This window comes from Dictyoglomus sp., assembly GCF_049968615.1.
In the GTDB taxonomy this organism is placed as follows: domain Bacteria; phylum Dictyoglomota; class Dictyoglomia; order Dictyoglomales; family Dictyoglomaceae; genus Dictyoglomus; species Dictyoglomus turgidum.
Genome location: NZ_JBMFQK010000006.1, coordinates 82,275 through 96,033, shown reverse-complemented (window position 1 = coordinate 96,033; position 13,759 = coordinate 82,275). Strand labels below are relative to the sequence as shown.

The window sequence follows — 13,759 nt, the reverse complement described above, 5'->3', positions numbered from 1 at the left end:
GATTCTTAGATGGGGGCAATCCTGAAGGTACTTGATAAGTTCTTTGAGGATTATAGGGGAAGAAAAAGGAAAGTATTGCTAAGATTATTAAAAAAAGAAAGATAATAAAGGATATGGTGAATCGATAATCCTTAAGAAGGTCATAGAATAATCCAATTAATTTTCTCACCTTTACCAAGCCTCCATTTAATTAAGTCTTATCTGTAACGTACTCTCGGATCAAACAAAGGATATATCAAATCAAGAAACAAAATAGAAGTAGTTACCGCTATTACCGAAATACACATAATGCCCATAAGCCAAGTTCTAGATGGTATGCAGGAACTGGTATTTATAGGCATGTGTGGTTGAGAGTAGGGGGAGAGGTGTTTATCAAACCTTGGGAGCTTCATGTGGAAAGTGATATCTTAGATGAAAAAAAGGCTTTTTTGAATATAAAAGTGGGAGTTAAGAATAGCAGTGGAAGAAAAGTTAAAGCCAAATTGCAATTTAGAATTTTCTCAAAGGAAGATGAATTGATAAAGGAGAGCGAAGAAAAATTTGAAATAGATGGAAAGGAAGAAAAAGTTATTTTAAAAGGATTAGAGATTGATAACTATATACCCTGGGATATTGAAGATCCTTATCTTTATAGGCTTGAGGCAAAAATATTGATGGATGATAAAGAATCTGATATAGATTCTACTTATTTTGGTATAAGGAAGATTGAGGTTGTACCTAATGTGGGCTTTAAATTAAATGGTAGGGTTATTAAGCTTAAAGGTGGATGTATACATCATGATAACGGGATTTTGGGAAGTGCCAGTTATGATAGGGCTGAAGAAAGAAAGGTTGAGATCTTAAAACAAAATGGTTTTAATGCTGTGAGAACCGCTCATAATCCTTTTTCTCCATCTTTTCTTGATGCCTGTGATAGATTGGGTATGTTGGTTATGGAAGAGTTTTTTGATGTGTGGACTGCTGGTAAAAGGGCTTATGATTATCATCTTTTCTTTGAAAAATACTGGGAAGAAGATGTGGAAAATACTATAAAGAGGGATTTTAATCATCCTTCCATAATTATGTGGTCCATAGGCAATGAGATAACTTGGGGATCAGGAGTAGATTGGGAGAAGGAAAAGGGATATACAAATATTTTTGAATGGAGTGAAAAACTTTCTAAAAAGGTTAAAGAATTGGATCCTACGAGATTTGTAACTTCTGCTTTTTGTGGATTGCCCTTTGAGGCTGTAAAGGTGGAAGATGTGGAAGAAGATAATACTGTAATATTGGGAGTTTGGAAAGGCAATGAGGAAACAAAAAGTAGATGGGGAGAGATAACTGAGAAGTATTTCAAGTATCTTGATGTGGCTGGATATAACTATAAAGTGGACAGATATGAGGATGATGGTAAAGAATATCCCAATCGTATAATTTGTGGAACAGAAACCTTTCCATATACCTTATACGATAATTGGAAAGAGACCTTAAAAAATCCCAATGTAATTGGAGATTTTGTATGGACTGCTATGGATTATCTTGGAGAAGCTGGTATTGGTAGGGCATCTTTGGATGAGAATGAGGCAAAAAACTTTTTGGGAGGCTTTCCTTGGTTAATCTCTAATTGTGGTGATATAGATATTTGTGGTGATAAAAAACCTCAGTCCTATTATAGGGATATAGTTTGGAGCTTGAGAAAAGTTCCTTATATAGCAGTTCTTCCTCCTGAATTGTATGGTAAAAAGATATATTTAAGACTCTGGGGATGGGAACCTGTAGAGAGGAATTACAATTTCAAGGGATGGGAAGGTAAACCTTTAAGGGTTTATGTGTATTCTGACGCTGATGAGGTAGAACTATTTTTGAATGGAAAAAGTATGGGAAGAAAAATTGCTGGAGATAAAGTAAAGTTCAAGACTTTCTATGACATAAATTATGAACCGGGAAGACTTGAGGTTATAGGCTATAAAGATGGGTTAGAAGTGGGGAGGGATATTTTGGAGACTACAGGAGAGCCTATAAAGTTAAAATTAATTCCTGACAGAAATAGGATTTCATCTTGCTATGGAGATTTAAGCTATATAAAAATTGTTGCTGTGGATGAGAAGGGAAGAGAGGTAAAGAATGCAAGAAATAAAATAAGAGTGGAAGTAGAGGGAGTAGGTAAATTGGTAGCTCTTGGAAGTTCCGATCCTCTTTCTCAAGAAAGTTTTGTGACAAATGAAATAAGTTTATATCAGGGAAGAGCTCTTGCCATATTAAAAATTATGGGAATACCTGGAGAGCTAAAGTTGAAAGCTTGGGGAGAGAATTTAAAGGAGGAAGAAATAGTGATAAAGTGTGAATAATTATTATTTATATCCCATAATAGTTTGTCCTAAGGAAACTCCCCCATCATTTGTGGGAACTTTTTGGTGGGTATATACTTCAAATTTGCTTTCTTTTAAGGCAGGAATAGTGGTTTGTAAAAGGAGTCTATTTTGAAAAACTCCTCCTGAAAATCCAACCTTATTTATGTTATATTCTTCTCTAAGTATTTCTGAAAGGGTAATTATTATTTGAGAGATGGTGTTGTGAAATTTTCTTGCAATATCTCTTTTATCTTTTTTGGTTTTTTCTTCTACGATTTTCTCAATCATTGGCAAAATATCAATTTCAAGGATTTCGTTTTCGATAATTTTAAAAGGATAATAACCTTCTTCATAGGATTCCATGGCATGCATTTCTAACTCAATTGCCGCTTGTCCTTCATAGTCAATTTTTTCTCTTATTCCTAAGAGGGCAGATATAAGGTCGAAGATTCTTCCACAAGAGGATGTGTAAAATATATTTTCTTCCCTTTCAAGGAGTATTTTAATTAAATTCTTTTCAAAATCATCCATGGAAATTATTTTATCTGCATCCTTAGGAAAATATTTAAGTATGTATGATAGGGCAATTTTTCTTGGATTTTCTATGGCGCTATCTCCTCCCACAATAGGAAAGTATTTAAAGTGGGCGACCCTTTTTACTCCCTCTATATTTCCTACAAATACTTCGCCTCCCCATATTTTTCCGTCTTCCCCATATCCTGTTCCATCAAAAGTAAAGCAAATTATATCTTTGGTGATTCCTCTATCAAGGAGAAGGGAATAGAAATGGGCTTTGTGGTGTTGAATTGACTTTACCTCCATATATTTTTTAAAACTCTGGGCTAAATCCGTAGAAAGATATTGGGGATGAAGATCATGTACCAATAGTTCTGGCTCGATCTTAAAAAGTCTTATGTACTCTTGTATAGTCTCTTCGTAAACTTCTAAGGTTTCTTTATCCTTGAGATCCCCTATATGAGGACTTATAAATATGTAGTTCTCCTTTCCTAAGGAGAAAGTATTTTTTAGTTCTCCTCCAAGGGCAAGGGTAGGCTTTATTTTTATGGGAATTTTAATAGGGTCTGGGGCATATCCTCTTGCTCTTCTTATAATTTGTATTTCTTTGTTTTCCACAAATACTACGCTATCATCTATACGATGCTTAATATTTCTGTTGTGAAGTACGAATACATCCGCGATATTTTTTAATCTCTCCATAGCTTCCTCATTGTCTTTTGCTATGGGTTCGTCGGATAAATTTCCACTGGTCATAATAATGGGCTTTTTGAAATAATCAAAAATTAAATGATGGTAAGGAGTATAGGGAAGCATAACTCCTAAGTATTTGTTTCCAGGGGCCACAAGAGGAGATATATCTTTTAATTCTCTCGTCCTTAAGAGCACAATAGGAGCTTCTTTGGATTTTAATATTTTTTCTTCCTCTTTACTTACAAAGCAGTATTCTTTTATCATTTCTATGTCTTTCATCATGAGGGCAAAAGGTTTTGAGGGTCTTTTTTTTCTTTCTCTTAATCTTTTCACTATGTCTTCTTTTGTAGCATCACAGGCAAGATGGAATCCTCCCATGCCTTTTATGGCGAGAATTTTTCCTTCTTCAAGATATTTTGCTATTTTTTCAAAGATATCCTTATCTTTATCTCCATGAATCCAAATTTTGGGTCCACAGTCATAGCAGGATATGGGTTGGGCATGAAATCTTCTTGAAGAAGGATTATGATATTCTTTTTTGCACTCTTCACACATTTCAAAGATCTTCATGGTGGTTTTTTCTCTGTCATAAGGAAGATCTTCTATTATGGTATATCGGGGACCACAATTGGTGCAGTTTATAAAAGGATATTTATATCTTCTGTCTTTGGGATCTCTCATTTCCCTTAGACAGTCTTCACATATGGCAATATCAGGAGATATGAAGTTAAAACCTGTATCCTCTTTACTTTCAAGAATTTTAAAATCTTCTAATTCTTCGGAATTTACTTCTTCCTTTTCTATTCTTTCAATCCTTGATAAAGGAGGCGCCTCTTTTATAATTAGTTCCATGAATTTTTCAATATTTTCTTCTTCTCCTTGAATGAGTATCTGTACTGATCCTGTGGAGTTTAGAACCCATCCCTTAAGGTTTAGACTTTTGGCAAGTCTATAGATAAAGGGTCTAAAACCAACTCCTTGAACAATCCCCCAAATTCTTAATTTATAGGTTTTCATATATGGTTTTCAAGAAAACTTTTAAGGAATTCTTCTGCCTTTTTTAAATTTTCTTTTGCCTTTTCTGAAAGCTCTTCTCCAAAGTCAAAATCGTATCCTCTTATGGACAAAAGATAAAATTCTGGAGTTTTTCCGTATAGTACCCTTGTCCAAGATAGAAGTTCTTCGCAGGGAGTGTGATGGGTAAGAGGAGAAAAAGTAATTTCTTCTTTTACTCTTCTAAAGACTATTTCGTTACCTTCTAAGGAGGCATCTATAAAGATTACCATATCATAATCTTTAAAGATTTCAGCCATATCAAAAGTGAGCTCCTGGACCTTAATTTTCTCTACATTGTGTTCTATAAGGTCCAGGAGCTTTATTCCTAATCCATCGTCTCTTCTATATGGATTTCCAAATCCCACAAGTAATATCTTCAATCTCTCTTTATAACATCAATGATGTTTCCGTCTTTGTCGTATAGTTCAACTACAATGGGCATCTTTCCTATAGCATGAGTAGAACAAGAAAGACAAGGATCATAACATCTAATAGCCCCCTCAACCCTATTAAGCATACCTTCTTTAAGATTTTTACCATCCACAAAGGCTTTTGCTACCATCTCTACTGCTTTACTCATAGCCCAATTATTATGTCCTGTGGATACAATCAAATTCACCTTCTCAATGGTTCCCCTTTCATCTACCCAGTAATGGTGGATTAAGGTTCCTCTTGGAGCTTCTACTACTCCTACCCCTTCTTCATTAGTCACCTCTCCCATCTTTAATACATTCTGGCTCATTACCTCAGGATCTTCTAAGATTTCTCTTGCTCTTTCAAGGGCATAGACAGTTTCAATAAGTCTTGCATAATGGTAGTATATGGAACCTTCTACTGGTTTTCCATTATTAATGGATTTAAATTTCTTGAATTCTTCATTGGCAAGAGGTGTGCTAATTTTGTCAGCTATGTTTAATCTTGCTAAAGGACCTACTCTATAAACTCCGTTAGGATATCCTAAGGGTTTATAATATGGGAATTTTAAATAGGTCCAATCTTCAACCCTTTCTCCAATATATCGCAAATAATATTGAGGCTTAAACTCTTTAAGTATATTTCCATCTTTATCCATAAATCTTATTTTTCCATCATAAAGCTCAAGAGAACCATCTTCTTTTACAAGTCCCATATAACCTGTGGGAAAGGAAGCAAATTCGTCGCAGAGTTCTTTATTCTTTTCTATGAAGTCTTCAGCTATTTTTATTCCCTCTTTAATGTATCCAATCATTTCATCAATTCCACTTAAAATTTCGTCTCTTGCAGAGGGAGATAAAGAAGAATTAACTCCTCCTGGAACTGCAAAGGTAGGATGTATTCTTCTTCCTGCTACAAGTTCAATAATTCTTTGTCCAAATTTTCTTAATTTTACTGCTTTTAGTGCAAGTTCTGGATTTTCCTGAATTAATCCTACCACATTTCTGATTTTTGGATCTGCATCCCAACCTAAAATAAGGTCTGGTCCTGCTAATTCAAAAAAGTGCATGGAATGGGACTGAATAATCTGTCCCATGTGAATGAGTTCTCTTAGAAGTTTAGCGGTTCTTGGGATTTCTACGCCTATGATCTCATCGGTGGCCTTTGCAGAGGCTAAGTGGTGACTTATAGGACATATACCGCAGATTCTTTCAGTAATAACAGGCATTTCTGAAAAGTGCCTTCCTTCTGAGAATTTTTCAAATCCTCTAAATTGATCTACATGGAAGAAGGCACTTTCTACTTTTCCGTCATCATTAAGATGAATAGTAACCCTTGCATGTCCTTCTATTCTTGTAACTGGACTTATAGTAATCTTCTTTTCCATATTTATCACCTCTTATTCATACTTAAGAAGTTCGCCTTCTAATTTGGGAATTCTTCCCTCAAGAACTTCCTTTAATACATAATATATGGCATCTGCTGAAGGGGGACATCCTGGAATATAGAGGTCAACTTTTATTACTTCATTTACCGCCTTTGTTTTAGGGAGATGTTTTCCTATCTCCTTTGAAGTTGGTATTTTACCATCTACGGTGCTTTCTGTGGTGATATAACCTCTTTCTAATAATTCTTCTTTTGAGAAGTAGTTTCTCATGGTAGGAATACCACCAAAGACTGCGCAATCTCCAAGGGCTACAATTATTTTGCATCTCTCCCTCATCATTTTTACTTCTTCTTCATGGTGATCTGTTGCTACTGCTCCTTCAATTATTCCAATATCAGTTTCCTCGTCAGGAATCTTTAAGTCCGTTATAGGAGTAGCGTTTATTTCAAGCCCTTTATTTATTAATTCCACTAATCTTTCGTCCATATCAAGAAAGGACATATGGCATCCTGAACACCCTTCACACCATATGGAGGCAACTTTTATCTTTCCCATAGTTTTTCACCTCGTTTTTTTAAGATACTTTTTCAGTTTTTCCTAATACATTGGAAAGGAAAGATTTTAAATCTAATACATCAAAATCTGGTCTTAAGACCTTTTCTTTCTTAAGTATCTTTCCTTCTAAGTTATAGAAGGTTCCTTCTCTCTCAAAGCCATTAGTTGTTCCTACTATAACATCTGCCCTTCTTAAAATTTCATCTTCATAAGGAGTAAAAACTACTACAAAGGAATTTTGTAATGGAAGATCTTTTATACCCTCTAAATTCTTTCCAAAGACAAAGACATTTTCTGCTTTTGCTTTTTCATGCTTAATTCCATATTTTTGAAGTCCAATAGAATTAGTCTCTTTTGGAAGATATAAGAATTTGGCATTGTTCAATGAATTGAGAGTTGATTTTTCTTCCTCATTAATATCTTTATAAATAATTATTACTTCTTTTTGCTTCTTTAATATATCTAATGCTAAATTGAGATCCTTTATATTGAATACATAATCAGCTATCTTAGCAAGGCTATTGAACTCCTTATCAATCACCATTAACTTTGCCTTTTTGCCTATCACATTTCTCTTTACAATGGATCCTACCGCTCCATATTCCCTGTTTAGGTCTGCATTTATGACCACGTAAAATTCTTTGTCATCAAGCTCAGATAGCTTAATATTTGTAGGTATAGGAGACTCATTAGGATAAAGAGAATATACTTTGTCTTTGAAGATTTCTTTTATCATTTCTATCTCTTCATTGAAAAGAGAGCCATCTACATAGGCAATTGCATTATCTAATTTGCTCTTGAAGATGTTTATTAGATTGTCTTCATGAAGTCTTCTATATCCAAATTCATCCTTCAATTTTATGCCCACGACTCTTTCTTTTGCATCATATAAAGAGAGATATCTTCCTGTTTTACAGAGAAGTCCGCGAGATACATCAGAGTTCCAATCTCCATATATTTTAACTATAAAATTAGCTCCTTTTTTCTTGTATATTTCCATTCCACATCCTACAGGGCACATATCGCAATTAGCATATATGATTTCTGACTGAACTTCCCTTCCAAGGTAAGATGATCTTTTGTCAATAATTGCTCCTGTAGGACATACTTGGGCGCATAATCCACAGGAGGTGCAGGATGAATTCCCAAGAGGTACATCCATATCTGCAATGATCATTGTATCTATTCCTCTTTCCATCTCTCCTAATACGAAATGTCCTGCTACTTCAGAGCAAGCTCTTACGCATCTTCTACAGAGTACGCAACGGTTGTGATCCATCATTATAAACTCATGAGAGTTATCTACAGGAAATCTTCTTTCGTACGTAGGAAATTCAAAGTGATCTAAGCCAAATTCGTAGCCTAAATCTTGTAGCTCACACTCTCCTGTAACTTCACAGTACATGCAGTAGTGGTTTCTTTCGCTAAAGAGTAGTTGAAGTACTAACTTTCTTGAGTTTATCACATTAGGAGTATCGGTCTTTATGTCCATATTAGGTTCTACAGGGGTGGTACAGGCGGTTTTTAAAACTCCTCTATCTTCTACTACACAGAGTCTGCAAGATCCTTGAGGCATAAGAGGTTCATAATGGCATAAGACAGGTACATGGATTCCCATATCTTTTAAAACCTGAAGGACTGTTTTACCAGGAGAGACTTCTATTTCATTCCCATTGACCTTAATCTTAATCTTCTCCATAGTCCACCCTCTCTCTTTTCAAGATTTTTGTATGAAATTAGAAACAATTTGATTAAGTTCCTTTTCTAAGGAGGGATTTATTAATTTTTCTATATTTCCATAGTTTTCTTCTATATTTTCGTAGAAAGAAATATGCCCTAAGTATTTAATGTTCAGTTCTTGACACTTTTCCTTCACAAAATTACCATCTTTTATCTTCATATTCTCCACAAGGCCCAATATGAGATAATTTCCTTCTTTTAGGAAATTTATAAGTTTTTCTACTGTTTCTAAGGCTATTTTTGTGGGATTGGTTATGATAAGAAACTGTAAGTTTTTTATAAATCTTATGAGGTCTAAAAGTACTTCTCCCATTCCAGGAGGCATATCAATGATTAAATAATCCAAATCCCTCCAACGAGTAATAGCAAATATCTCCAGGATGGTATCAGTAAGCTCTTTTCCTCGCATAATCAGAGGTTTATTTTGAGTAAAGTAGATTATGGACATAAAATCTATTCCATTTACATTCACAGGCTTTAAACCATATTCTTCTTCAGGATACTTATCTTCTGCATTTAATATGACATGGTTAGAAGGTCCATAAATATCTAAATCTAAGAGGCCTATTTTATAGCCTTTTTTGTTTAGGAATAAGGAAAGAAGTGAAGAGAAAGTACTTTTTCCAACTCCTCCCTTTCCACTTCCTATAGCAATAATGTTTTTTACACTCTCTAATCTTTTGTCTATAATTGAAAGTCTTGGATCATGTGTCATTTTATGTCCTCTATAAAGACCCCTCTCCCTTCTTTTATCTCAAAATCTGCACTTTTACACTTTGGACACTTCATATATACGTGAATAGTCTCTGGTATAAAGTGAATAGCTTCTTTTTCTTCATCAGTAAGTCCTTGAAAACTTTCCATATAACTCCATATATTTCCACAGTTATTGCAAACCAGTTTTGCAGGAAAAATCTCGTACTTTATCTCGGAATTTTCTAAAATAGTTCCTTTAGAAAGCTCCTTTATGGCATAATTAAATACTTCCATATCAATTTGTTGAACTTCACCTACTCTAAGGAATAAAAATTTTATTTGGCTCAGATTTTTCTTTTGAGCCATATCTATTGCAGATTTTACTACTGCTTCAGCAAGAGCCCACTCGTGCATTTTTTAACAATTCCTTTTTTATTGATTTTATCTTAACTTTAAATAAATATCAAGAAATGAGATACCCCCTTGGGTATAAAATATTTGGTTTTAAAAAATTTACTTTTTTAAATAAAATTCTTTAAAAACTTCTATATGTTTTGGAGTTGTACCACAACATCCACCTATGAAGTTGATCTTTAATTTTATCATCTCATCAACAAAGGTTTTAAATTTTTCTGGGGATTCGGGGTAGAGAAGTTTTCCATTTTCCCACCGGGGTATACCTGCATTGGGTTGGATGAGCACAGGAAGGCGGGTGGATCTTCTTATTATAGGGGCAATCTTTAGCATGTCTTCGAACCCTTTTCCACAATTTGATCCTACAAAGTCTGCTCCATTTTCTTCTAACTTTTTAATAGAATATTCCACTTCATCTCCAAAAGGAGTTCTTCCTCCCTTTTCTGTCCATTCAAAGCTCATGGTTACTCCTACAGGAATGTCAAACTTTTTAGCCGATTTGAGGGCAATAAGAGCCTCATTTAATGAGATCATGGTTTCAATAAGTATTAGATCTACACCTGAATTTACTAAGATTTCTATCTGTTCTGTGAAAAACTCTTCTGCTTCTTCTTCCGAGATATCTCCGTAAGGCTCAATGAGTTCTCCCAAAGGTCCTACCGATCCTGCTATAAGAACCTTCCCTTCGGAGGCTTTTTGAGCTATTTCAACTCCCTTTTCATTTATCTCTTTAATTTTTTCTTCAAGACCTGCTCTTTGGAGGCGAACTCTATTTCCTCCAAAGGTATTAGTTTCTATTACCATAGACCCCGCTTTAATATAATCTTTATGCACTTCTTCTACAAGGGAGGGGTTTTCTAAGTTGAGTATTTCAGGGGGAGTTCCAGGAGGAAGTCCTCTTCTTTGGAGTTCTGTTCCCATGGCTCCGTCAAAAAATAGAAATTCTGGAAGTTTAATCTTTTTATTACTCATGGATTAAAGTATAGCATATTTCTTATTATTTGTTATAAAATATTTTTAATTTGAAATTTAAGGGGTCTAAATTATGGTTATTATAGAAAACTTAATAAAAGCTATATTTTCAGCTCTTTTGGGTTATCTTTTTGGTTCTTTTCTGCCTGGATATTTTTTGCCTTTGTGGTTTAAAAAAGTAGATATAAGAAAGCTTGGGGATGGAAATCCTGGGGTGTTGAATGTAAAAAGATCTATAGGAATTTTTCCTGCCATACTTACCGCCATATATGATGTTTCCAAAGGTTTTGTTTCTATGATTCTTTTAAAGTATCTTTTTAATTTTCCTAATTTTTTTGTCTATCTTGGAGGATTTTCTGCTGTTTTGGGGCATAAATTTCCTTTCTATTTAGGTTTTAGGGGTGGAAGAGGTTTTGCTACCTCTTTAAGTCTTTTTATCTTTTTGTTTTTTAAACTTTTAATTCAGAACTTTGCATCTTTTCAGATATTGCAGTTTTTTATCTTTCTTATCGTTTATTTTTTACTATTAAATACAGCCACCCATGGAGTAGGAGATGTGTTTACTATCACCGCTTTTCCTATAATAGCTCTTTTTATGTTAATTAATACCAAAAGTCTTTTAGATACCATATTTCTGGCAATTTTGGCTGGAGTTATCAGTTATGAGGCTGTTAAAAATCTTTTAAGAGATGGATTTAGGTTTTATACAGAAAAGCATACCTTTTGGAGAATTTTAGCAAGACCTTTTGCTCTTTTATTTATACCCATTTATGTTTTCTTTTCAAAATTTATTGTTCTGTTAGTAATAGGGGGTATTCTTGGAATTTTCTTTTTACTTGATATGTTAAGAATTCTGGTAAGAAGGATGGAAGATTTCTTCCAGCTTAGGGGAGTAAAAAATTTTAAGATTTTTAAAGAGAAGGAAGTTGGGAGGATATCTTCTATAACTAATTTTTTGCTGGGGATTTTTATAAGTTTTATTCTTTTTGAAAAAGAAATTGCTTTTGCTTCCTTAGGATTTACCTCTCTTGGGGATATGATGGCAAAATGGATTGGTATAAATTTTGGAAAGACAAAGATTTTTAAAAATTCTGAGAAAACCTTAGAAGGGTCTCTTGGTTTCTTTAGTATGGCTCTTGTAGTGTCTTTCTTTTTATGGTTTAAAGGAATGATCTCTCTTTATGTTTTATTAGTAGGGACAATTGTTGCCTTTATTGTAGAGGCAATTCCTAATCCCATTGATGATAACTTTAGTGTGCCTATAATATCAGGAGCTGTAATGGAATTTATAAAGAAATATTTTTAAAGAATCTTATCTTAATACTTTATATTTTATTTTCTTCTTTTTCTCATAGGGAAGGGAAGCATAATAAATCCATTGTAGAAGCTGTTTTACCCATCCATTTTTCTCAAATCTTCTTGTAGAAGAAAAAACTTTTTTTGTTTTGAAAAAGAAGTATTTTGCTCTTTTTCTGCAGGCTCTTATCATCATAGTGTCCTCGTCAAAGGTAAGGTTTTCATCAAACCTTAAATCTTTAAGAAGATCTCTTCTTATAATTTGAATAGATCTTGTGGTTTTAGTGACTCGGTTTGCAAAATTATAAAAGTGGTACCAACATCTTGCTAACTTGTAGTCGGGGTAGGGAAGAAGGGAAACCATTCCACACCCTAAATTTTTGTCCTCATTTTTTCTTAAGAACTCGCTTAAATCTTTTAAAAAGCTTTGTCCAAGATATGTGTCTGCGTCTAAAAATATTACCCATTCACTTTCTGAGGAGAGATTTTCAATACCTGTATTTTTTGCTTTTGAAACCCCAGCCTCTTTTATGGATATGATCTTAAACCATGGAGGGGCTAATTTTTTTATTACCTCAAGGGTGTTGTCTGTTGAACCATTCTCTACTATAATAACTTCTAACCTATCTTTTAGATATTCCATTTCCCTCAACGAGTTAATGGTTTTATCAATATATAGTTCTTCGTTATGGGCAGGTATTACTATGGAGAAAAATACTTCTTTCATAATAATGAAATTATAAATTAAGTGAAGATTGAATACAATAGGTGTTTTTTATTGTATAATTTTATGAAATGAGTGATATAATAAGCTATTTTCAAGTTTATGGTGAAGAGATATATAGGTATTTGAGGAAACTTCTTAGGGAGGAAGAAGCAGCGAAGGATATCCTTCAAGAGACTTTTTTAAGGGCTATGAAAACTAATATTGAGGAAAAAACTGCTAAAAACTATCTTTTTAGGATAGCCCACAATCTTGCTATAGATTACCTCGAAGAGAGGAATAGGTTTTTAGATTTGGATACAGAGGATAAGGATGAATATGATCCTGAAGAAATAATAGAGAAGAAAGATATATGGAAGCTTTTGTCTCCTATAGAAAAAAGTATATTAATTCTTTATTATCAGGAAGGCTATTCTTATGAGGAGATAAGTGAGAAGCTAAATATCCCATTGAATACTTTAAAAAGTCATATTTATAGAGCTAAGAAAAAGATATATAATTATCTAAAGGAGGAAAAATGAATTGTAAAGAATTTAGGGAGAAAATGTTTTTACATGAAGAAATAGGTGAAGATTTCTTTCTTCATCTTGAAGAATGCAATGAATGCAGAAGGGAATTTGAGGATTTCTTAAGAATAGAAGAGAAGCTTAAGGAGAGAGTTTTTGAAGAAGAGAGTGGCAAGGAGTGGAGTAGGGTTTATAAGAGTGTTTATAATAGGCTGATGTATGAAAAAATAAAAAGAAGGGTTTTTATTTTTTTACTTGTATCTTTAGAAATTATTCTTCTTTCCTTAATTTTCTTTTTTGTATATAGGGTAGGAAGATTTTTTTTGCAGGATTTTTTGTTATTAAGTTTCATGCTGAATTCTCTTTTTCAAATACTCTTTCAAGTTAACTTTTATTTATTTCTTTTTACTTTACTTCTTTTTATTTATCAGAACGGATTGCATAGAAAGTATAAATAGGT

The 13,759-nt window shown here is 33.6% G+C and carries 13 protein-coding genes; 4 read left to right on the top strand and 9 right to left on the bottom strand.

All coding sequences use genetic code 11. The features are described from left to right. Nucleotides 1-365: 365 nt before the first annotated feature. Nucleotides 366-2,327, top strand: a complete 1,962-nt coding sequence (locus tag ACP5QL_RS06065) for a glycoside hydrolase family 2 TIM barrel-domain containing protein (protein WP_428126087.1) — start codon at nt 366-368, stop codon at nt 2,325-2,327. Nucleotides 2,328-2,330: 3 nt separating this feature from the next. Here the strand turns inward: ACP5QL_RS06065 and hypF are convergent, their stop codons facing one another. From hypF to ACP5QL_RS06025, 8 genes are all read right to left on the bottom strand, one after another. Next, complete coding sequence (gene hypF, locus ACP5QL_RS06060; protein ID WP_012582504.1) at nt 2,331-4,556, bottom strand: carbamoyltransferase HypF; 2,226 nt, start codon at nt 4,554-4,556, stop codon at nt 2,331-2,333. Beyond that, on the bottom strand, nt 4,553-4,975 hold the full coding sequence (locus tag ACP5QL_RS06055) for a hydrogenase maturation protease (RefSeq protein WP_012582503.1): 423 nt from the start codon (nt 4,973-4,975) through the stop codon (nt 4,553-4,555). The genes hypF and ACP5QL_RS06055 overlap by 4 nt, the downstream gene beginning before the upstream one ends. Continuing rightward, a complete protein-coding gene (locus tag ACP5QL_RS06050) occupies nt 4,972-6,396 on the bottom strand; it encodes a Ni/Fe hydrogenase subunit alpha (RefSeq protein WP_012582502.1) in 1,425 nt (474 codons plus the stop codon). Before ACP5QL_RS06050 ends, ACP5QL_RS06055 begins: the two co-directional genes overlap by 4 nt. A 12-nt stretch (nt 6,397-6,408) precedes the next feature. Then, nucleotides 6,409-6,951 carry a hydrogenase gene (locus ACP5QL_RS06045; protein ID WP_012582501.1) on the bottom strand — a complete coding sequence of 181 codons (543 nt, stop codon included), beginning with the start codon at nt 6,949-6,951 and terminating at the stop codon, nt 6,409-6,411. Nucleotides 6,952-6,970: 19 nt separating this feature from the next. Continuing rightward, entirely contained in the window at nt 6,971-8,650 is a 1,680-nt protein-coding gene (locus ACP5QL_RS06040; protein WP_428126081.1) for a 2Fe-2S iron-sulfur cluster-binding protein, read from the bottom strand. An 18-nt stretch (nt 8,651-8,668) separates the two neighbouring features. Then, the gene (locus ACP5QL_RS06035) at nt 8,669-9,406 is read right to left on the bottom strand and encodes a P-loop NTPase (protein WP_012582499.1); all 738 of its coding nucleotides are present in this window, start codon (nt 9,404-9,406) and stop codon (nt 8,669-8,671) included. After that, entirely contained in the window at nt 9,403-9,801 is a 399-nt protein-coding gene (gene hypA, locus ACP5QL_RS06030) for a hydrogenase nickel incorporation protein HypA (RefSeq protein ID WP_428126074.1), read from the bottom strand. The genes ACP5QL_RS06035 and hypA overlap by 4 nt, the downstream gene beginning before the upstream one ends. A gap of 99 nt (nt 9,802-9,900) precedes the next feature. Further along, complete coding sequence (locus tag ACP5QL_RS06025) at nt 9,901-10,773, bottom strand: homocysteine S-methyltransferase family protein (RefSeq protein WP_012582497.1); 873 nt, start codon at nt 10,771-10,773, stop codon at nt 9,901-9,903. 73 nt (nt 10,774-10,846) lie between these two features. Here ACP5QL_RS06025 and ACP5QL_RS06020 point away from each other — a divergent pair, with 73 nt between their 5' ends. Beyond that, complete coding sequence (locus ACP5QL_RS06020) at nt 10,847-12,079, top strand: glycerol-3-phosphate acyltransferase (protein WP_012582496.1); 1,233 nt, start codon at nt 10,847-10,849, stop codon at nt 12,077-12,079. 6 nt (nt 12,080-12,085) lie between these two features. On the opposite strand, the gene ACP5QL_RS06015 is transcribed toward ACP5QL_RS06020, so the two are convergent. After that, entirely contained in the window at nt 12,086-12,796 is a 711-nt protein-coding gene (locus ACP5QL_RS06015; protein WP_012582495.1) for a glycosyltransferase family 2 protein, read from the bottom strand. A 68-nt stretch (nt 12,797-12,864) separates the two neighbouring features. Here ACP5QL_RS06015 and ACP5QL_RS06010 point away from each other — a divergent pair, with 68 nt between their 5' ends. Together ACP5QL_RS06010 and ACP5QL_RS06005 are read left to right on the top strand one after the other, a co-directional pair. Continuing rightward, nucleotides 12,865-13,314 carry an RNA polymerase sigma factor gene (locus tag ACP5QL_RS06010; RefSeq protein ID WP_273333159.1) on the top strand — a complete coding sequence of 150 codons (450 nt, stop codon included), beginning with the start codon at nt 12,865-12,867 and terminating at the stop codon, nt 13,312-13,314. Beyond that, a complete protein-coding gene (locus ACP5QL_RS06005) occupies nt 13,311-13,757 on the top strand; it encodes a hypothetical protein (protein ID WP_012582493.1) in 447 nt (148 codons plus the stop codon). Before ACP5QL_RS06010 ends, ACP5QL_RS06005 begins: the two co-directional genes overlap by 4 nt. Nucleotides 13,758-13,759 lie beyond the last annotated feature (2 nt).

What these genes read in the sequence shown, in the direction of transcription:
- ACP5QL_RS06035 (WP_012582499.1), bottom strand. Translation starts at nt 9,406, where the DNA reads ATGACACATGATCCAAGACTTTCAATTATAGACAAAAGATTAGAGAGT.
- ACP5QL_RS06045 (WP_012582501.1), bottom strand. Translation starts at nt 6,951, where the DNA reads ATGGGAAAGATAAAAGTTGCCTCCATATGGTGTGAAGGGTGTTCAGGA.
- ACP5QL_RS06025 (WP_012582497.1), bottom strand. Translation starts at nt 10,773, where the DNA reads ATGAGTAATAAAAAGATTAAACTTCCAGAATTTCTATTTTTTGACGGA.
- ACP5QL_RS06040 (WP_428126081.1), bottom strand. Translation starts at nt 8,650, where the DNA reads ATGGAGAAGATTAAGATTAAGGTCAATGGGAATGAAATAGAAGTCTCT.
- ACP5QL_RS06020 (WP_012582496.1), top strand. Translation starts at nt 10,847, where the DNA reads ATGGTTATTATAGAAAACTTAATAAAAGCTATATTTTCAGCTCTTTTG.
- ACP5QL_RS06015 (WP_012582495.1), bottom strand. Translation starts at nt 12,796, where the DNA reads ATGAAAGAAGTATTTTTCTCCATAGTAATACCTGCCCATAACGAAGAA.
- ACP5QL_RS06005 (WP_012582493.1), top strand. Translation starts at nt 13,311, where the DNA reads ATGAATTGTAAAGAATTTAGGGAGAAAATGTTTTTACATGAAGAAATA.
- hypA (WP_428126074.1), bottom strand. Translation starts at nt 9,801, where the DNA reads ATGCACGAGTGGGCTCTTGCTGAAGCAGTAGTAAAATCTGCAATAGAT.
- hypF (WP_012582504.1), bottom strand. Translation starts at nt 4,556, where the DNA reads ATGAAAACCTATAAATTAAGAATTTGGGGGATTGTTCAAGGAGTTGGT.
- ACP5QL_RS06010 (WP_273333159.1), top strand. Translation starts at nt 12,865, where the DNA reads ATGAGTGATATAATAAGCTATTTTCAAGTTTATGGTGAAGAGATATAT.
- ACP5QL_RS06050 (WP_012582502.1), bottom strand. Translation starts at nt 6,396, where the DNA reads ATGGAAAAGAAGATTACTATAAGTCCAGTTACAAGAATAGAAGGACAT.